Annotated in this window: 16 protein-coding genes and 2 rRNA genes; 6 read left to right on the forward strand and 12 right to left on the reverse strand. The window is 43.7% G+C overall.

Annotated elements, in window-relative coordinates:
* Window positions 1-759 (forward strand): exosporium glycoprotein BclB-related protein (locus tag C400_RS0125370; protein ID WP_017428676.1); only part of this gene is annotated, 759 nt, incomplete at its 5' end.
* A 69-nt stretch (window positions 760-828) separates the two neighbouring features.
* Here C400_RS0125370 and nirD read toward each other — a convergent pair.
* A complete protein-coding gene (gene nirD, locus C400_RS0125375) occupies window positions 829-1,158 on the reverse strand; it encodes a nitrite reductase small subunit NirD (RefSeq protein WP_017428677.1) in 330 nt (109 codons plus the stop codon).
* 39 nt (window positions 1,159-1,197) lie between these two features.
* Window positions 1,198-3,627 (reverse strand): nitrite reductase large subunit NirB, encoded by a 2,430-nt coding sequence (nirB, locus tag C400_RS0125380; protein WP_016818403.1) that lies wholly within the window; start codon window positions 3,625-3,627, stop codon window positions 1,198-1,200.
* Window positions 3,628-3,944: 317 nt separating this feature from the next.
* Between nirB and C400_RS0125385 the strand changes: the two genes are divergently transcribed.
* The 3 genes from C400_RS0125385 to C400_RS0125395 are packed head-to-tail and all read left to right on the forward strand — an operon-like array spanning window position 3,945 to window position 7,921.
* On the forward strand, window positions 3,945-5,600 hold the full coding sequence (locus tag C400_RS0125385; RefSeq protein WP_017428678.1) for a spore germination protein: 1,656 nt from the start codon (window positions 3,945-3,947) through the stop codon (window positions 5,598-5,600).
* Window positions 5,601-5,625: 25 nt separating this feature from the next.
* Window positions 5,626-6,729 carry a GerAB/ArcD/ProY family transporter gene (locus C400_RS0125390; protein WP_017428679.1) on the forward strand — a complete coding sequence of 368 codons (1,104 nt, stop codon included), beginning with the start codon at window positions 5,626-5,628 and terminating at the stop codon, window positions 6,727-6,729.
* Window positions 6,722-7,921: a Ger(x)C family spore germination protein gene (locus C400_RS0125395; RefSeq protein ID WP_017428680.1), complete on the forward strand. Its 1,200-nt coding sequence runs from the start codon at window positions 6,722-6,724 to the stop codon at window positions 7,919-7,921. The genes C400_RS0125390 and C400_RS0125395 overlap by 8 nt, the downstream gene beginning before the upstream one ends.
* 121 nt (window positions 7,922-8,042) lie before the next feature.
* On the opposite strand, the gene treR is transcribed toward C400_RS0125395, so the two are convergent.
* The 4 genes from treR to C400_RS0125415 form a co-directional block, all read right to left on the reverse strand.
* Window positions 8,043-8,792 carry a trehalose operon repressor gene (treR, locus tag C400_RS0125400; RefSeq protein ID WP_017428681.1) on the reverse strand — a complete coding sequence of 250 codons (750 nt, stop codon included), beginning with the start codon at window positions 8,790-8,792 and terminating at the stop codon, window positions 8,043-8,045.
* Between the two features lie 76 nt (window positions 8,793-8,868).
* The gene (treP, locus tag C400_RS0125405) at window positions 8,869-10,833 is read right to left on the reverse strand and encodes a PTS system trehalose-specific EIIBC component (protein ID WP_016818398.1); all 1,965 of its coding nucleotides are present in this window, start codon (window positions 10,831-10,833) and stop codon (window positions 8,869-8,871) included.
* A gap of 105 nt (window positions 10,834-10,938) precedes the next feature.
* Window positions 10,939-12,666, reverse strand: coding sequence for an alpha,alpha-phosphotrehalase (treC, locus tag C400_RS0125410; protein WP_017428682.1), 1,728 nt, complete (start codon window positions 12,664-12,666; stop codon window positions 10,939-10,941).
* 277 nt (window positions 12,667-12,943) lie between these two features.
* Complete coding sequence (locus C400_RS0125415) at window positions 12,944-13,525, reverse strand: LysE family transporter (RefSeq protein WP_016818396.1); 582 nt, start codon at window positions 13,523-13,525, stop codon at window positions 12,944-12,946.
* Between the two features lie 112 nt (window positions 13,526-13,637).
* Here C400_RS0125415 and C400_RS0125420 point away from each other — a divergent pair, with 112 nt between their 5' ends.
* Complete coding sequence (locus tag C400_RS0125420) at window positions 13,638-14,192, forward strand: helix-turn-helix domain-containing protein (protein ID WP_017428683.1); 555 nt, start codon at window positions 13,638-13,640, stop codon at window positions 14,190-14,192.
* A 118-nt stretch (window positions 14,193-14,310) separates the two neighbouring features.
* Here the strand turns inward: C400_RS0125420 and C400_RS0125425 are convergent, their stop codons facing one another.
* The 4 genes from C400_RS0125425 to C400_RS0125440 form a co-directional block, all read right to left on the reverse strand.
* On the reverse strand, window positions 14,311-14,880 hold the full coding sequence (locus tag C400_RS0125425) for a maltose acetyltransferase domain-containing protein (protein ID WP_016818394.1): 570 nt from the start codon (window positions 14,878-14,880) through the stop codon (window positions 14,311-14,313).
* Between the two features lie 25 nt (window positions 14,881-14,905).
* Window positions 14,906-16,090 carry an MFS transporter gene (locus C400_RS0125430; RefSeq protein ID WP_017428684.1) on the reverse strand — a complete coding sequence of 395 codons (1,185 nt, stop codon included), beginning with the start codon at window positions 16,088-16,090 and terminating at the stop codon, window positions 14,906-14,908.
* A gap of 297 nt (window positions 16,091-16,387) precedes the next feature.
* Complete coding sequence (gene lpdA / locus C400_RS0125435) at window positions 16,388-18,112, reverse strand: dihydrolipoyl dehydrogenase (protein ID WP_017428685.1); 1,725 nt, start codon at window positions 18,110-18,112, stop codon at window positions 16,388-16,390.
* Window positions 18,113-18,133: 21 nt separating this feature from the next.
* Window positions 18,134-18,574 carry an OsmC family protein gene (locus tag C400_RS0125440; protein ID WP_016818391.1) on the reverse strand — a complete coding sequence of 147 codons (441 nt, stop codon included), beginning with the start codon at window positions 18,572-18,574 and terminating at the stop codon, window positions 18,134-18,136.
* A 156-nt stretch (window positions 18,575-18,730) separates the two neighbouring features.
* On the opposite strand from C400_RS0125440, the gene C400_RS0125445 reads away from it, so the two are divergent.
* Window positions 18,731-19,198, forward strand: coding sequence for a MarR family winged helix-turn-helix transcriptional regulator (locus C400_RS0125445; RefSeq protein ID WP_232795436.1), 468 nt, complete (start codon window positions 18,731-18,733; stop codon window positions 19,196-19,198).
* Between the two features lie 255 nt (window positions 19,199-19,453).
* Here C400_RS0125445 and rrf read toward each other — a convergent pair.
* A 5S ribosomal RNA gene (gene rrf / locus C400_RS0125450) occupies window positions 19,454-19,570 on the reverse strand.
* A 151-nt stretch (window positions 19,571-19,721) separates the two neighbouring features.
* Window positions 19,722-19,901, reverse strand: a 23S ribosomal RNA gene (locus C400_RS0125455); the annotation flags it as partial.

Below are 19,901 nucleotides of genomic sequence, written 5' to 3' on the forward strand. Positions count from 1 at the left end.
GGGCTGCCGGGCGCGGTGGGCGCGGTCGGTCCTGCTGGAGCTACGGGACCGACTGGCGCCGATGGGCTGCCGGGCGCAGTTGGCGCGGTCGGACCCGCTGGACCCACTGGACCGACCGGGGCCGATGGCCTGCCGGGCGCGGTGGGCACGGCAGGACTCGCCGGAGCCACGGGCGCAACAGGTGTTGGCGGAGCTACCGGAGCCACAGGGGTTACAGGCGTTACTGGAGCCACTGGTTCGGGGGCAATCATCCCATTTGCTTCGGGTGGACCAGCAATTTTGACAACCATTGCCGGCGGACTGGTTGGAACCACAAGTTTAATCGGCTTTGGAAGCTCAGCAACAGGCATTAGTCTCGTAGGCGGTATCATTGATCTCACAGGTACGCTTGTAGGATCAGTCATTAACTTTGCTTTCTCCGTTCCACGGGGTGGTGTAATCACATCCATTGCCGGATATTTCAGTACAACTGCTGCTCTAACCCTCTTGGGATCATCCGTTAGCATTACTGCCCAGTTGTTTAGTTCCCCGACACCTAATAACACCTTTATAGCCGTTCCCGGAGCTACCGTTACATTGACCCCCCCGCTAACTGACATCGTTGCATTAGGAACGACTTCTAGTGGTATTGCTACTGGGTTGGCAATACCCGTAACCGCACAAACCCGTCTGCTTATGGTTTTCTCTGCCACAGCTACAGGAATTTCTCTCGTTAATACCGTGGTGGGCTACGCAAGTGCAGGCGTTACCATTACCTAATCCAAAACGAAAAGGGCCCACAGGATTATTCCTGTCGAGCCCTTTTTTATTTTCATTCCTTCAAATAAATTAAACCGTTTCGAGCGATATTTTCACTTCTTCTCCCTCTTCACAGACGGCGAACGTTTTAATTTGCCCGTGATCGGGCTCTTGAACGGTGCCCGTCCGCAAATCAATTTTCCAGTCATACAAAGGATCATAAATATAATGTCCCGATACTATCGCCTCTGTAAGAGGACCTCCTTTGGGATGAGGGTTGGTATTTTCAACAGCATAAAGCTCATTCTCCGAAGTGCGGAAAACAGCAATTTCAGTCCCTTTAATGTGGATGGTACGTCCTATTCTAGTCGGAAAATCCTTACTGTGACCGACGACAAGCCATTCGGCATTCTTGATCATTTGCTTGATTGCTCCCTTCCTCAGGCATTTTAGATACAATTACACAATAGATGGAGTGACAACTTCAAATAGATTTTTACGTGTATCCTCATCATTGATGATCTTTTTCCACGGGTCTTCGACCTGTTGTAGTGCAAATTCAATACGTTCTACTAAAGCTTGTCGATTAGCGGTATCGTGAACGACAACCTTCTGAATCTCTTCCAGACCGATCCGTTCCACCCACTCCGAAGTACGTTCCAGATATTGCCCTGTTTCCCGATAGAACTGCATCACGGCTCCTACAATATCAATCAGTTCAGCGTCCGTTTTTACTTTACAGAGTGAATCAGCCAACCGTGCTTTAATACCGCCGTTTCCACCGATAAAGATCTCCCAGCCCCCGTCATTGCCTACGATTCCGATATCTTTTGTACATGATTCCGCACAGTTGCGTGGACAGCCATTAACTGCTAATTTGAATTTTGCTGGGAAATCCAGTCGTTCAAATTTCCGTTCCAGCACTTCACCCATTCCCATCGAATCCTGTGTACCAAAACGGCAAAATTGCGATCCAACACAGGTTTTAACCGTACGAAGTGATTTCGCGTAGGCATATCCTGAAGGCATATCGAGTTCTTCCCACACTTTAGGCAGATCTTCTTTACGGACACCAATCAAATCCAGCCGCTGTCCCCCAGTTACTTTAACGACTTTAACGTTGTATTTAAGAGAAACATCAGCTATTTTCTTCAGATCCTCTGGAGTCGTTACACCGCCGTACATTCTTGGCACCACTGTAAACGTTCCGTCTTTTTGAATGTTCGCATGCAATCGCTCATTTACAAAGCGGGAATCTCCCTCATTTTCATAGGTATCTGGGTTAATCATCCCTAAATAATAATTCAGCGCCGGACGGCATTTGGAGCATCCTTCATCATTATGCCAACCCAGTACATTCATCACTTCACGCGTAGTTGTCAGCCCTTTGGTTTTGATCGCTTCCACAATCTCATCCCGGCTCAATGTTGTACAACCACATATTCCTTGCTTGGCTGACGTCTTGAAGCTGTCTCCAAGAACATATTGCAAAATTTGCTCAACAACTGGCTTACATCCACCACAGGAACGCGTAGCTCCGGTACATGCCTTAATTTCATCGACTGTGGTTAGTCCATTTTCATTAATTGCATCCACAATCGCCTTTTTAGTTACACCGTTACAGCCACACACAATTTCGTCATCGGCCATCGTTTCAGCGGATGATGTTTTCGCCCCGTGATTGCTGCATCCAGTACCCATAAGCTGTCCATATATTTCATCTGTCATTGGCGTTTGCTGACGCACATACTTTTGAAGACTAGCAGATTCGCTCACATCGCCGAACAGTACAGTCCCCACAATTTTATTATCACGAAGCAGCACTTTTTTGTATGTGCGCTTCCACTCATCCTTTGCTACAATCACCGTATGTTCAGGCTGGGTTATGAATTCACCAGCTGAGAAAACATCCACCCCTGAAATTTTGAGCTTAGTGGAAACTACCGATCCTGCATAACCTTCGGTATCCGCGCCTGCCAAATGTTTGGCAATTACACTTCCCTGTTCAAACAGCGGAGCTACCAGACCGTAGCAGACCCCACGGTGTTCAACACATTCCCCTACGGCATATACATCCGGCAAGGATGTTTTCATCAAATCATCGACCACAATCCCACGGTTCGTTTCCATACCACTTTCCACAGCTACCTGGATATTAGGCTTGATTCCGACGGCCATTACGACCAAATCCGCTTCCAGCTCACTTCCATCCGAGAAGCGCAGTCCTTGTACCCGATCTTGACCGTACACCTCCGCAGTTTGCATTTGCATAGCAAACTTGATTCCCTGGCGTTCCAGTTCTGCTTTCAACATCGCAGACGCTTCCCGGTCCAGCTGACGTTCCATCAAATCTTCCATTAAGTGAACGACCGTAACATCCATTCCTAGGTTGACCAAGCCTTTAGCTGCCTCCAGCCCCAATAGACCTCCGCCAATGACAGCCGCCTTTTTATAGGTCTTTGCCGCTTCCAGCATGGCTGAGCAATCGGCGATATCCCGAAAACCAATAACGCCTGGTAATTCTTTACCCGGAATAGGCAGAATAAACGATTGTGAGCCGGTAGCTACCAAAGCCACGTCGTAGTCAATTTCCAGTCCGTCTTCGGTGCGAATCTTCTTGTGCTCACCGTCGATGCTTTTAACCATTTTTCCTGTATATAAAGTAATTCCTTGATCCGCATACCATTGCAAATCGTTCAGTATAATATCATCTATTGTTTTACTACCTTCCAACACATAAGAGAGCATGATCCTGTTATAGTTCGGATGCGGCTCACTTCCCAGGACTGTAATTTCATATTTATCTGTTAATTTTAAAATTTGTTCGACCGTATTGATACCAGCCATCCCGTTCCCTATAACCACAAGCTTCTTTTTACTGTTTATCATATACCGGTTCCTCCATTCATTCGACGCTACTTCCTATCCGACGACATCTCTACGTTTCTAATGAATATTGTTTATGCTTCTATTCTAATACAGCAGATAGGTCTATATGTGATTTCAATCACAATGTAGTTAAAATTATGAATATTTAGGGATTTCCCTATTCTATTTCAAGGGATTAAGGTAAGGACCGGGAATCATAGCAGTGTCATCGAATGAATCTTTCCAATTCATGCGTAAATACAACCGTTATAAGGAATACTTTATGAACAACTTGTATCTTATGGGAGAATGAATTGAATTGCTTGGAGGTAATCATCATGTGGTCTAAAATCATTTCTTATTTTCCTAGCTGGAGTACACTCTTTCAAGCTGGTCTCGCGTTGATTATTCCTTTAGGAATTTATTATATAAACACCTCGATTTATTCGTTTGTCGGCAGTAAGGGAGCCAAATCCAAACATAACGAAGGTCCCATGGATCAGCAGCATGAACCGAGCTCTAAAATTACAGGAAATTATGATTCCGACTTACAGGCAATTCGTGAAGCTATAGGCGAAAATAGTGATGTGCATTTTCGTGAGTTTATGGTGAAGAAATTTCATGCTCGGTCCATGTTAGTCTTCATAGATGGTATGCAGGATGAAAAGCTTATGAGCGAGCAGGTATTAGAGGTCTTGATGTTTGAGGGCCAGCAGGGTCAGGATCAACAGGAACAACCGGAAGGGTTAAGTAACTCTTTTATAAAAGAAAGCCTGATGCCACTTACGCAAATTAGTGAAGTTACCTGTATGGAGGATCTGTACGAGTTCATCCTTTTAGGTCATACCGCCTTATTAATTGAAGGAATGAAGGAAGCGCTACTGGTGGGCCCGCCTAACGGCGCTATTCGCTCCGTCAATGAGCCAACTTCTGAAGCATTGCTTCGGGGTCCCAGAATCGGTTTTACGGAAGTATTGAGTGAAAACACTTCGATGCTTCGACGCCAAGGGTTAAATAAAAGTCTGGAAATGAAGAAATTCCAAGTGGGAAGCAGAATCAAAAAGGATCTGGTTATCGCGTATATAAAGGATATTGTGAATCCGGATCTGCTTGAAGAAATAAGCCGCAGAATATCAAAAATAGACATGGATTTTTTACCGGAATCCGGGTATGTGGAACAACTTATCGAAGACAATTATTTAAGTCCATTCCAACAGGCTCATAACACAGAGCGTCCCGACCGTGTCATTAATGCCTTGTTGGAAGGAAGAATTGCGATCTTACTGGATGGTACCCCCTTTGCACTTATTGTCCCGGTGACCTTCAGTATGCTGCTTCAATCTCCCGAGGATTATTATGAGCGATGGATTCCGGGGACACTATTACGTCTGCTACGATTTAGCGGGGCTTTTATAGCGCTTATGGGGCCTGCTCTGTACATTTCTTTTATATCGTTTCATCCCGGTTTAATTCCGACCAAGCTGGTCATTAGCATTATCGAAACCCGTGAAGGCGTCCCATTCCCATCCGTTATAGAGGTCATGATTTTGGAAATCTCTATCGAAATTCTACGAGAGGCCGGCATTCGCCTGCCCAAACCCATTGGCCCTGCGATGGGCATTGTGGGAGGCTTGGTCATCGGCGACGCAGCTGTAAATGCGGGCATCGTTAGTCCATTCCTAGTGATTGTGGTTGCGGTTACTGCCATTTCATCGTTTTCGATACCGACATACAGTGCGGGCATTACCTTGCGTCTTTTGCGTTTTGTCGGAATGCTCTTTGCAGCAATCCTCGGCATGTTTGGGACCATATTGTTCTTTCTGTTAATTTGTATCCATCTAACGAAGTTGAAAAGCTTTGGCGTGCCGTATGTAACTCCCTTTTCCCCTATGCGACCAAGTGACTGGAAGGATCTGTACATCCGAGCCCCTATTTCTCTGATGAAACGAAGACCTGTCATGATGAAAACACAACAACGCAAGCGTAGATCATGATGCCCAATACGAAGGAGGAGCCACTGTGTTTAGACGCTCTGATGATAAAATCACAACGAAGCAAGGGGCTGTATTCCTGACCAATACCGTATTGGGCGCAGGGATCTTGACACTGCCGAGAGGTGTAACTGAACAGGTACAGACTCCTGATGCATGGCTTTCTGTCCTCATCGGTGGAGGTATTGTCATATTCGTCGTCTGGATTATGGTGAAATTAAGTCAGCAGTTCCCCGGGAAAACCGTGTATCAATACTCCAGAAGAATCGTGGGCACAATTCCGGGTGGAATTTTAAGCGTGCTACTGATCCTATACTTTATAATCATAGCTGGCTTTGAGATTCGGGTTTTAGCTGAAGTGACCATGTTTTTCCTACTTGAAGGAACCCCCGTTTGGGCGATTGTGATTCCATTCATCTGGGTAGGGAGTTATTTGGTTTTTGGAGGCATTAATCCCATCGCGCGGCTGTACCAAATTGTACTTCCAATCAGCCTCTTCTTTCTGCTTTTCTGTTTTCTCTTTAGCTTAAGAATCTTCGAAATTGATCACCTTCGCCCCGTATTGAGTGACGGAATATTCCCCGTCATCAAGGGGCTGAAATCAACTATTCTTGTCTTCTCTGGATGTGAAGTTGTCATGACACTGGTCGCTTTTTTGCAGCACCCCGAAAAAGCATTTAAGGCCATGGTAGTGGGCATCAGTATCCCTTTAGTTTTGTATTTTTTGACTGTAGTTATGGTGATCGGCGGGCTATCAGTAGATTCTACTGTGACAAGTACTTGGCCTACCATTAATTTGATGCGCAGTTTTGAGATCCCCGGATTTCTTTTTGAACGTCTGGAGTTTCCACTGCTGGTAATCTGGGTGATGCAAATGTTTTGTAATTTCTGCAGTTTTTTCTTCAATGCTTCCTTAGGTGTCTCAGAGGTGTTTGGTCTTAAATATCGTTATGCGATTTTCGGTTTAATCCCGCTTATCTTTATTTCCACGATGACTCCTGTTCGTATGACTGAAGTGTTTAGTCTTGGCGATGAGATCGGATACATGGGAATCGTATTATTTTTTCTGATCCCTGTATTTCTCTCCATCGTGTTCATGATCAGGAAGAAGGGGTTGAAGCAAAATGTGTAGACAATCTACCCTATCCTTACTGCTTGCCTTCATTCTTCTGGTGACTCAAGTCGGCTGTTGGAGTAGCAAGGAAGTGGAGGAGCTTAGCATATATACAGGATTGGCTCTCGATCAGGGAGAGCTCAGTCCATTGGAACAGGATTTGGAGAAGAAGGGCAGCCGTTATTTCAAGAAAAACAAAATTACGGCCAGCGTACAAATCGTCCCCAAGAAATCATCTGGAAGCACAAACCAACAAGGCAGCGGCGGTGGACAAGAACTAAACTATGTAAATATAGCCAGTACTGGAGATTCTTTGCTTGAAATCTTCCGACAGCTCTCTCTTCGTTTGGATCGTCCCGTTATTGGTCACCACCTAAAAGTCATCGTGGTTTCCACCGAACTGGCAAAACAACAGACGATGCAGCAATTGATGGATTTTGTGCTACGTGATAATGATATTCGTCCGAGTTGTATGGTTTTCTTAAGTAAGGAACGAGCAGCCAAAACCTTAGTTACCAAATATACGGGCGAAATCCCATCCATTCATATTCTGAACATGCTTCGTAACCATTTCAGAACCAGCAAGGTAATGAAGGGAGTCAATCTGTCTGAATTGGATGGGTTAATGCACTCCAAAAAAAGCTACATACTGCAAAACATTATTGAGTCTGAGGGTGAATTAGAATTTTCAGGGGCTGGTATTATTAAAGGAGAAACTGGCCACTGGATCGGTACTTTGGGACAACAAGACGTGGAAAGTATTGGATGGATTAAGGGTGATGTTGAGGGCGGAGCTGTCAAAACGTATGACAAGCGAAATGAAGCCATAACTTATGAAATCAAATCGGTAAAGAGCAAAATAACAACTAAAGTGGCCGATGACGATGACATCTCTTTTCACGTAAAAATTGAATCCAAAGGACGTTTAATCGAAAACTGGGATGAGAAGGTAGACCCAACTGAGACGCGAAACATGAAAGAAGCTGAGCTAGAGTTTGAAAAACAAGTGACTAGAAGGGTTAAATCTCTTATGCACAAATTACAATCCGAATATAAAGTCGATGTTGCTGGTTTTGGTGATCACTTGAAAATTGAAGAACCACAGGTGTGGAAAAAAGTAAAAGATGATTGGGATTATAAATTCAGTAAAATCCCTGTAACCTTCGATGTTAAGCTAACCATTACGGATTTAGGTTCCTCAGCCGAATAGTCAACATCTACTCAAATTTGTCCTGGATTCAAAAAAGAACCCCTCTTCTTTAGAAGAGGGGCTTTCCACCACATTGAACTATTCCAATTTAATCACTCGTTCTTGGGTCAACTCTAATGGGTCAGCTTAAAAACTCAGATTTTCTCTCTTCACCATGAGAACGTCTGGCAAAATCGACGAATTGAAATTTATCCAGCCGATGCCTTGATTCGGTATACTGGAACAATGTGGTGTCTTCCAAATAAACATAGTTACGGACTACAACCACATGAGTATAGTTTTGGAGGTCCATCAGCTTACGGTCTTCTTCATCTGCATCTTCTACAGAAACGATCTTTTTAGCATAACTGATTGGAAGATGGAGCTCCCCTTCCAGGTACTCGTAGATAGATTCACGACTAATTTCCTCGGTAAGCACGGGGACAATGTCTGATCGAAAGTAGTCTTTATCCAGTATGACACATTCACCTTCAATTTCACGCGCACGAATGACTTCCCAGACCAAATACTTGTCTTTGTCAATCTCAAGATGAGTAGCTATGTCATCTGGGACGGGAATCAACTGATTTTTATGAACAATCGTTTGTGATTTACGCCCAATCCGCTCAGACATTTCTTTGAAACTGACCAATCCCCCTATAGGAAAATCCATCCGTCCGATATCCAGAACAAAAGATCCTTTAGCCTTTATTTTATGGATATACCCATTTTGTGCAAGCAAGTGAAGTGCCTTACGCACAGTCTCACGAGAAGTGTTATACTCCCGGGCCAATTCATTTTCAGAGGGCATTTTCGAACCAGGAGCCAATTCGCCTGTCTGGATTCGCCCCGAGTACTCTTGATAAATTTGCAAAAATATATTCTTAGTCAATTTTCATCACCACGTTTATTGTAGCATTCTTTCACTGACCAAGTTACTAAATTAGGCTAGCAGGGATGAATCTGACTTAATTCGTTTTGTCTGATGAAGAATTCAAATGAATTCTCATTAAGACATATTGCAAATCGTTCGCCTCACCTGGCAATTCCTCAATCGATTCAATCATACTCTGCCCTTCGGGAACAATGACCGGTGTAATCATAGGATACCCTGATTTCTGAATCAGCTCACGGTCAAATTCCATCAGTAGCTGGCCCTGCTCCACGGTTTGACCTGTCTCCACATGCATGGTGAATCCTTCTCCCTTCAATGACACCGTGTTGATTCCTACATGTACCAGTATCTGTACACCTGTTGGATGCTCCAAAATCAAGGCATGCTTGCTTTTCACCATGATGTGAATGACTTTTCCACTGAAAGGGGCAAGAATCCGACCATCCCTCGGTTCCACGGCAATACCTTGCCCCATCTGCCGTTCGGCAAAAGCCGGATCAGGAACCTGCTCCAATGGCACCACATGCCCCAATACCGGGGTCTTTACTTCAAGCACATCCAGTGCAAAATTTCGACGGTCCGAATCTTTCTGTACGGAGTCGTTAGCTGGTGTAGCAGGAGTCTGACGGCGTTTACTTAGCAGTTTCCCATACATGAAGGTTAAAGCGAACGGTACAATCAATACAATTGCCATCCCGATGAAGAATACGCCCCAGTTGTTTGGGAAAATGGATAGGAAGCCTGGAATCCCTCCTACACCAATGGAAGAAGCCAACACATGATTTACGGTGAGCAGTATACCTGCGATACCGGAACCGATCATTCCGAATACGAACGGATATTTATACCGAATATTGACCCCGAATATGGCAGGCTCGGTTACACCCAGAAAAGCAGACACGGAGGAGGTAAGAGCCAATCCTTTTCCCTTTTGCTCCTTCAATACCAGCATCATGGCCAGTGCTCCGGCCCCCTGAGCGATATTGGACAGTGCCAGCATCGGCCATAGGAACGTGCCACCCTGCGTACCAATTAATTGCACGTCCACCGCCAGGAAAGTATGGTGCATTCCCGTAATGACCAGCAAGGAGTAAAAGCCTCCATAAATCAAGCCACCCAGCGCAGGAGCCAAATCGAAAACGTATACAAGACCAGACGTAATTGCATTACCAATCATAAAAGTAACCGGACCGATCACTGTAAAAGCAAGAAATCCTGTAATTAACAATGTAATCGGAGCTACGAGCAACAGCTTAAATGAATCCGCTATCTTCTTATTGAGGAATTTCTCAATTTGTGCGAGCACGTAAGCGGATACCAAAACGGGTAGAACCTGTCCCTGATAACCAATCTTGTTCACGTGCCAGCCAAACAAATCCCAAACCGGAACGGTTCCTTTGGTAACGGCATCCGCATAACTGTATGCACTTAGCAGATCCGGATGAACCAGAATCAAGCCTAGTACAATCCCGAGTAAAGGACTACCGCCAAACCGGACAACAGCCGACCATCCAATCAAAGCAGGTAGAAATGTAAAAGCAGTGCTGGCAATGGTATTAATGATTGCTGCAAAGTCGGTCCATTGAGGGTAGACCTGAACCAGAGACATTCCTTCGAAAAAGATTCCATTGCCTGTCAAAATATTATTGATCCCAAGTAATAAACCTGCAGTCACGATCGCGGGCAAAATCGGAATAAAGATATCTGCCAGCGTCTTGATGGCACGCTGAATCGGGTTTTGTTTTTTACTAGCGGCGTTTTTAACATCGTCCTTAGAAGCCCGACTGCCTCCTGTAATGGAGATCATTTCGTCATATACCTTATCCACCAGACCTGGACCAATCACGACCTGATACTGTCCTTGTGAAGAAAATTGGCCTTTGACCAGATCATTTTGTTCGAGTGCTTCTTTATCGACCAGCTTATCATCATAAAGGGCAAATCGCAGACGAGTTACGCAATGCGTAGAGGCCTCTATGTTGTCTTTACCACCAACGGCTTTTATAATGTCTTCCACCTGTGCTCTTTCAATCGCCATCTAGTCCACTCCCTCGACGTTTGCTCATTTTTAAAGCAGCACCCCGGCTTAAAAATAAATGTACTACCGGGGTACTACTAGATGTTTCCATACTATTCACTAAGGTTAACGAACAATCCACATATAGGAAGCATACGGAGTCAAAGAGACCACCTGATTTAGCTGCGGAGCGTGCTGGGTATTACCGATTAAAAGCTCAGCCGCAACCCCTGCTTGATTATCTAATGATGAATAAAATGAATCCGGTATACGGAACTGTACATCCTGCCCGCTAAAATTAGAGATGACGACCAAAGTCTCCTGTTCATTGCTGCGTTGATAGGCATAGACCTGAGGGTGGGCTTCATCCAAGCGTTGATAATCCCCATCGGTGATGACCTGTACCGTCTTACGCAGATGAATCAGCTTTCGATAATGATTATAGATCGAGTTCGGGTCCTCTAACTGGGACTGAACGTTGATATGTGGATATCGTTCATCTACCTTAATCCAAGGCGTGCCTGTAGTGAAACCTGCATTGCGGGTGTTATCCCACTGCATCGGTGTCCTCGAATTATCACGGGACCGCTCTCGAATGATATTCAATGCTTCCTCTGCACTTTTGCCTTGCTCCTGTAAGATACGATACATATTCAGCGATTCAACATCACGGAATTCTTCAATATCTGACCACTGCGGATTGGGCATTCCAATCTCTTCACCTTGAAATATATAAGGTGTTCCCTGAAGTCCATGTAGCGTGGTGGCCAGTAGCTTGGCGCTTTCCACATGGTATTCACCATCATCCAAAAAGCGAGAGATCGCTCTTGGCTGATCATGATTGTTAAAAAACAATGCACTCCAGCCGCCACCCTGTTGCATGCCAATCTGCCAATCCGAAAATAGCCTTTTCAGCATTTCAAAATCATAAGGCATGAGTTCCCACTTTTGCCCATTAGGATAATCCACCTTCAAATGATGAAAATTAAAGGTCATAGATAATTCTTTTCTCTCTGGATTGGAATAACGGATACAATGATCCAGTGAGGTGGAGGACATCTCCCCTACAGTGACGCTGTTATATGTTGAGAATACTTTCTCATGTAATTCATGAAGGTATTCATGCACATGCGGACCATCCGTATAATACTTACGCCCGTCCCCAGGAGCCGTGCTTCCATCATCGTCCGAGAATTGCCGATCCTTGGAGATCAAATTAATGACATCAAGTCGGAAGCCACTAACTCCCTTCTCAGCCCAAAACTCCAGCACATTAATAACTTCTTGGCGAACTTTGGGATTTTCCCAGTTTAAATCCGCCTGCGTCTTATCAAACAGTGTCAAGAAGTATTGGTTTGTCGCCTCGTCATACTGCCAAGCTGGTCCACCAAACTTGGAAATCCAGTTGTTCGGAGGTCCTCCATCGGGTGCTGGGTCACGCCAGATATAATAATCCCTGTACTCATTATCCTTAGAAAGCCGCGCCTGCTGAAACCAGACATGTTCTGTGGAAGAATGGTTAACCACGATGTCGATCATCAAGTGCATCCCACGCGCCCGAATTTCCTGGCTCAATTCTTCAAAATCCTGCATTGTTCCATAATCAGGATTAATCCGGCAATAATCGGCTACATCATACCCGTTATCGCGCTGTGGCGAGACATATACAGGCTGCAACCAGACAATATCAACACCCAGTCCTTGCAGATAATCCAGCTTTTGTGTCAGACCTCTTATATCACCGGTTCCTTTGCCCGTCGTATCGTTAAAGCTTTTGGGATAAACCTGATAGACGACCGATTTGCGCCACCAGTCTTGATCTTGAGGAATTAAAGCCTTGTTCATTGCTTCCATTCATGCTCATTCCTTTCTTACGAAATGAAGTAGCGTAAAAGAATTTAATATAACGCTTTCAACTTCTTGTATATACAAGATTAAATCATGTATATACAAGTTGTCAATATACTTTATGTATTAAGGTAATACCCGTTTTACAGCTAAATGACCAGGAAACTCATCCATTCTGTCCGATTGTATTTCATGACTCTTTCAATAAACTCTATTTCACACGAAAAAGGCTCCTGCTTATAAGTCAGGAACCCATCTTTTAAATCGTGAATACGGTATTTATTTAAATCCATATAGATAGTGCGCTATAAAGGAGCAATAAGGCCATTATAATATTGAAGGAGCGCTCATACTTATTCAAAAAGCGTTGAAACATGGCGCCGAAAATCGCCCAGCACATGACAGCTACAAAACCAATACAGGTCAGGATTAACGAGATCGTTATCATTGTCATATATGACACATCATACGGCATTACAAACGTTGAAATGACCGTAATACCATACAAAATGATTTTTAAATTGATAAATTGCAGCAGCAGTCCCGATTTGAAGGAATATCCTTCATTGTGGTCATTATCCTCCGAAGTAGATTTGCTCTTTGCTATTTTTACTGCCAGGTAAAGCATGTACAGACTACCAAGAACATTCATCCAGATTTTAACCCGAGGCAAGAAATGATATAAAGCTAGATTAAAATAGCAGGCTAACAGCATAATAGCGAAACAGCCTGCTGTTATTCCCAGTAAGAATGGAAAAGCTCTCTTCAAACCTAACCGCCTGGCACTGTCCAATGACATAATATTGTTGGGGCCTGGCGTAAAGCTAGTAACCAGTACATAAGATAAAAATGGAATAAACGGCATGCAACAATCAACTCCAGTGTGTTATAATTGAATAAAATGTGCGTTGAAACGCACATTTGTACTTCATGATTGTACATCATGTTCTTTATATAGCACAATAGGGAGCGGAAAAATGATGGAGAATATTAATTTGATTTTAAGTAAAAATCTAAAGCATCTAAGAAATGAAAGAAAATTGAGTTTAGATAAATTAGCTGACCTGACGGGGATCAGTAAAACGATGCTCGGCCAGATTGAACGCGGAGAATCTAATCCTTCGATTACAACGGTATGGAAAATTGCGAACGGTCTGAAAATATCATTCACTGCCCTGATTAGCGAGCCGCCTGCCGATGCCATAGTCGTTCCTAAAAGCAAAGTACAAGTGCTTGAAGAAAGCAATCACTATCGCTTGTATCCGTTTTTCCCCTATGAAGGAAATAGAAATTTTGAGGTCTATACCGTAGAGATTGAACCAGGCGGGGAACTGAGTTCTGCCCCACACCGTGAGGGTACTGAAGAATTTATTACCGTATTTGAGGGTGAAATGGTGGTAAAAGTTAGCGAAGAAATGTACACGGTGAAAGCTGGAGATTCGATCCGCTTTAAAGCAGACCGTCCACATATATACTATAATTCGGGAGAAACACTGGTACGGATGAATATGATCATTTATTACTCTGTATAGTTCAATTCTTAAAGAGCATACATGTAGAAGCCCTTAAATTAAATGATCCTATTAAAATAAGGAGCTCTTTTAATAGGATCATCGGTACAAATATTAAATGATTAGACCTGTATAGTGTTTAGGAGATTTCAATTTGCTTAATTATTCGTGCTGGATTTCCAGCTACAACTACATTATCTGGAACATCCTTGGTTACTATTGCTCCTGATGCCACTACGACATTATCGCCTATCGTAATACCGGGATTAATAACAGCTCTACCGCCGATCCATACATTGTTACCAATCGTTACAGGCTTTCCATACTCTGCCCCAGCGATTCTTTCAAATGGATCAATGGGATGAGTCGCTGTGTAAATATGCACTCCTGGGGCCAAAAAACAATTATCTCCAATACGCACCTCACAAACATCCAAAATAGTACAGTCGAAGTTGGCATAGAAATTTTCCCCAACATGGATGTTGTATCCATAGTCACAGCGTATGTTGGGTTCCATGTTTATATTTTCACCCGTTGATCCGAAAAGCTCCTTAAGTAACTTTTCACGATAATCGCTATCCGCCTCCGTCGTCTGATTAAAGAGACGTACACATCTTCTCGCATACTCTCTTTCACTTGTTAATTGAGGATCAGCAGCTACATACAGCTCCCCATCCAGCATCTTTTGTTTTTCCGTTTTCATAGACATGTAACAATCTCCTTTATATTTTAATTCATTTCTTTTCTTTCATCCCCACAGGCTGGGCAGCACCCGATATCAAACCAGCCACCATAACGCCAATAAGCACTACAATTAAGGCATGCAGGAGACCCACCTGTTCACCTAAAAGCCCTAATCCCGGAGGACCCACTAGAAAGGCAATATAACCAATTGTGGCTACGGCTCCTACCCGGATAGCTGCACCATGAGGGTCATCTCCTGCAGCTGACAATCCTACAGGAAAACCAAGTGAAGCTCCAAGCCCCCACAGCAAGATACCCAATCCGGCTAAGAGATCATGCTGCCCCCAGATCACTAGAGTAATACCCACAGCAGTCAGGACAGCACTTCCTTTCAACACAGGGACGCGGCCGTATTTATCCAGTATAAATCCACCCGTGAAACGTCCAATGGTCATCGCTGCCACAAATAGCCCATACATATAGGAGCCTGTTAAGGAGTCCACGCCATAACCATCTACCATCGTTAGCGGCAGCCAGTCATTCGCGGCCCCTTCTGCAAACGCCATCCCGAGCACGATGATACCAATCAGTAGGATTCGCCTTTCTTTCCAGACAGCAAGCTGAACCTTGATATTAGATCCAACCTTGTACGTAGAAATAACCTTTTCTTTACCTGTATCGTGGGGCAAATAACGATACAAATACAAAGTTACCGTGGCAATCATGGCAGCCATAGCTCCAAAATGAATCACAACAGGTATGTGTAGTGCAGCTGCTCCAGAACCGATGACAGCCCCTACAAGGGTCCCTAAACTAAACGAACCGTGAAAGGCGGGCAAGAGCGTTTTATTCAACTGATTTTCTACCGCAGAACCTTCGACGTTAAGAGCTACTTCTGCTGTGCCATAGCCACCACCAAAGATGACCAAACCAACAAACACGATGCTCGTGAGCGAAAATGCAGTTCCCAACCCTACAATGACAAAACCAATCACAATCAAAAGCGCACTTCCCAGAATGACCGACCGTCCACCTATACGAGAAATAACATTGCCCGCACTAAGTAATCCCAATAAGGAACCCGCGGCTAATCCAAAAATAATAATCCCCATTTCGGCAGTCGAGACATGCAAAATATCCCGTATGACAGGCGTGCGGGACACCCAGGAAGCAAAAGCTACACCCGGTAAAGCGAATAACAAAAATAAAATATTACGAACTATCCTAGGATTCATGGAGGGTTCTCCTGTCATCGATGAGCTCCTTAGCGAGACTTTTTATAAATCTTTTAATAAGTAGTATTATAATATATTATTCTGATCGCATCCAGCACTTTTTTGTCAAAAATACCTGGGCAGTATGATAAGCTGAGGGCAGCGGCCTCCAGTTTTTAGTGCTTCATCATTATAAGCTTTTTCTCCATCCCCCAGGGCCAGTTTCGTATATGTACCTTACATGAACATCCAATAATAAAAAAGGAATGCTTCCTTGTCCGCTTACTCAGACTAGAAGTATTCCTTTTATTTTTGATATTACGCTTGATGGAGCGCTCCAATGCTAAGGCCAAACGCGGCTTCGTGAATCACTTCTCCTGTCGTTGGATGAGCAAAAACGGTTTGCATGATTTGCTGCTCCGTCAGTTCATTGGCAATCGCCAATGTCAGGCTACTGATTAAAGATGATGCATCTGGACCAATGATCGATCCACCCACAATTTTTTGTGACACATTATCCTTTATCAATTTAATAAAGCCTTCCGATTCATTCATCGTTAATGCTTTCCCATTGCTGGAGAACGAAACTTTGCTTACACTGAAATCCATTCCCTCTTGCTTGCATTGATCCTCTAATATACCAACACTTGCGATTTCGGGTGAAGTGAAGATGACATTGGGAATGGCAGCATAGTGCATACCTTCCGATCCACCCATGATGGCATCAATAGCCGTGATCCCCTGATGGGAGGCGACATGGGCAAGCTGCATAATATCCGTCACATCACCAATGGCATAGATATGTTCGACGTTTGTACGCATATATTCGTTAACAGCAATGCCTTGCCCACGCTCATTGCGCTGGATACCCGCTTGTTCAATATCCAGTCCGTCCAAATTGGGCTCACGTCCGATCGCAACAAGCACTTTCTCGCTAACTAACAAATGCTCACCTTGTTTGTTTTCATAGGTGACAATAGCCTGTCCATCGTCCGCCTGTTGGATTTTAGATACCTTGGATTGGGTATGGATATGAATCCCAGCATTTTCTGCCGAATGTTTAATTTCTTCTGAAATATCACTGTCAACCATGGTCAACAAACGATCCATAAATTCTACCACGTGAACCTCTACGCCGAAATTACGATAAATGAAGGCAAACTCCATACCAATCACACCACCGCCAATAATCGTAATACTTTTTGGTAGTTCAGTAGAGGCAAGGGCATCGGTGCTATTCATTACAAAAGGAAGATTGATGTCGGGAATATTCACTTTGGTAATTTTGGAGCCTGTCGCAATAATGATATCTTTTGCTGTAACCTGGTAATGTCGTTGTCCTTTGACGCTTACTTGTGTGGCAGATAAAAAGGCAGCTTGACCGCGAATAATTTCAATATTATTTTTTTCCATTAAATAATCAATACCCGAAATCAACTTTCCTTTGATCTCATCTTTACGACGAATGACTTGTTTCATATCGACTTGAAGATCTGTTCCCGCATGAATACCAAACAAAGACGATTCCTTGATGTGGTGACAAATCTCAGAAGACTTCACCAGGGATTTAGTTGGAATACAACCTACATTAAGACAGGTGCCACCCAATTCCTCTTTTTCCACCAAGGCCACCTTTATTCCTTTTTTAGCGGCATAAATCGCTGCCACATACCCTCCAGGTCCGGCTCCAATAATTAGCAAATCCACGTTCTTATCCACTATAGGTTGTTCCACCTTGATAGCCTGTGATGCTACTGTAGACGTCCCCTCTTCGGTAGCAGCTTCAATTGTAAATAAGGCCTGATTAGAGGATACTTCGTCGCCTTCTTCAAAGTGGATTTTACTAATACTTCCTTCGACATTTGCTGTAATTTCTCGAACACCTTTGCCTGTCTCAACCTCAAGAAGTACATCCCCAAAGGAAACGTTCTGTCCGAGCTGGACGTGATTTTTGCTAGCTTTCCCTTTTTTTCCTCCAGGGATCATTGACATTTTAACTTCCATAATTTTTTCAAACCCCTTCACGACCAAAAGAGAATTCATTGAGCCCTTTTAGCGAAAAATTTAATGTCTGACTACGCCTGCTTGTACCAATTTAACCCCATTAGCCAAACAATCCCCAACCGGACAAGTCTTTTCGACAAACGCTGCAAAAGCTTCTGCTTTTTCTTGGCTCTCTGTCGTTTTAAAGTGCATGGCAAAACGTATTTCCTGAAATCCACATCGAACATCCGCTAACCCCATGAACCCATCCGGGTCCAAATCTCCTTCCAGCTCTACATGGAATTCTTCATATGAGAACCCAAAGCCTTCGGCAAAAGCAGCAACAACGATCGACTGACATGCACCAAGCGCACACAGAAGTGCTTCAACCGGATTCATCGCTTTGTCGGTTCCACCAAAATCTTCAGGCTCATCCATCACAATTTTGAACCCTCTGGATTGAGCTTCCACTTGCAACCCTTCAGGTAATTTTTTTGCAGTAGCTTTAAATGTAGTTAACATAAATATAACCTCCCGTTTACTTTGTGAAATAAATAACTTTATTCAGGGAAATTGTAGCACTCTTAGTTTCGAAAATCAATAGTTAGCTAAGTAATTTATTTTAGTTGTTAGTATCTGATATGATGAAAAGTACAAAGGTCTGTTATACTTAAGTTGATGTATAAGAAATATAGTTCAGTTGAATGGGTTGGTGTGGCCATGTTTAACTTAGAGGATTGTCTTGCTTTTATTACCAATCGTAGTGGAAAAATCTTTTCGGAAGCCTTGGAGAAAGAATTTCGACCTTATAACATTACTAGGAGTCAATGGATTGCGATGTATTACATCAATACACACAAATCCATGACTCAACGGGAACTCGCAGAAGAATTGTCGATTAAGGAGCCAAGTGTAGTGCGGCTGCTACAAAAACTAGAAGCCGAAGGATATTTACTTCGAAGTATTGATGATGCAGATAAACGAATGAAACAAATTCAATTATCCGATCTTGGTACGCAGGTTTGCCTTAAGCTTCTGCCGATTGCTGAGAAGTTTAAGCAAGACACCATTGCTGGGATCTCTCAAGACGATCTTCGTATCTTTGAGAGTGTGCTTCAGAGAATGGTTGATAACACAAGGAAATAACAAGTATAGAAAAACGACCAGGAAGGTACCTCCCTTGGTCGTTTTTCTTATAAAGCACGCATGTAATTGCTGGTTTACACTTCTATACTTACTGGAAAAGTAGAAGTAAATGGTTAAGTAAGCACAGGATTAGTAACATGAGATATCTTACTGTATATTTTATAAAGAAAGTGCGTAAATGAAATCGCATCTCTAAGATTGACTCGATTCCAAAAAGAAAGACACACCCCTTAATGGGATGTGCCTTTTTTTCTTGCTTGGCAACGTCCTACTCTCCCAGGACCCTGCGGTCCAAGTACCATCGGCGCTGGAGGGCTTAACGGTCGTGTTCGGGATGGGTACGTGTGGAACCCCTCCGCTATCGCCACCAAACATGAATTTGCCTCGCAAATTCCTTCGTAAGGTTATTCGGTTCATCACAGATTCTGTGAATGAATCGCCATACGCTTGTTGTATGTACTTCTACATACCTTCAAGGTTACACCCTGAAAACTGGATCCGAAACTTCATTGCGTCTTATCTTTAGGATAAGCCCTCGACCGATTAGTATTGGTCAGCTCCATGCATTACTGCACTTCCACCCCCAACCTATCTACCTCGTCGTCTTCAAGGGGTCTTACTAATTGGGAAATCTCATCTTGAGGGGGGCTTCACGCTTAGATGCTTTCAGCGCTTATCCCTTCCGTACATAGCTACCCAGCGA

It is taken from the genome of Paenibacillus sp. ICGEB2008 (assembly GCF_000307675.1).
Taxonomy (GTDB): Bacteria; Bacillota; Bacilli; order Paenibacillales; family Paenibacillaceae; genus Paenibacillus; species Paenibacillus polymyxa.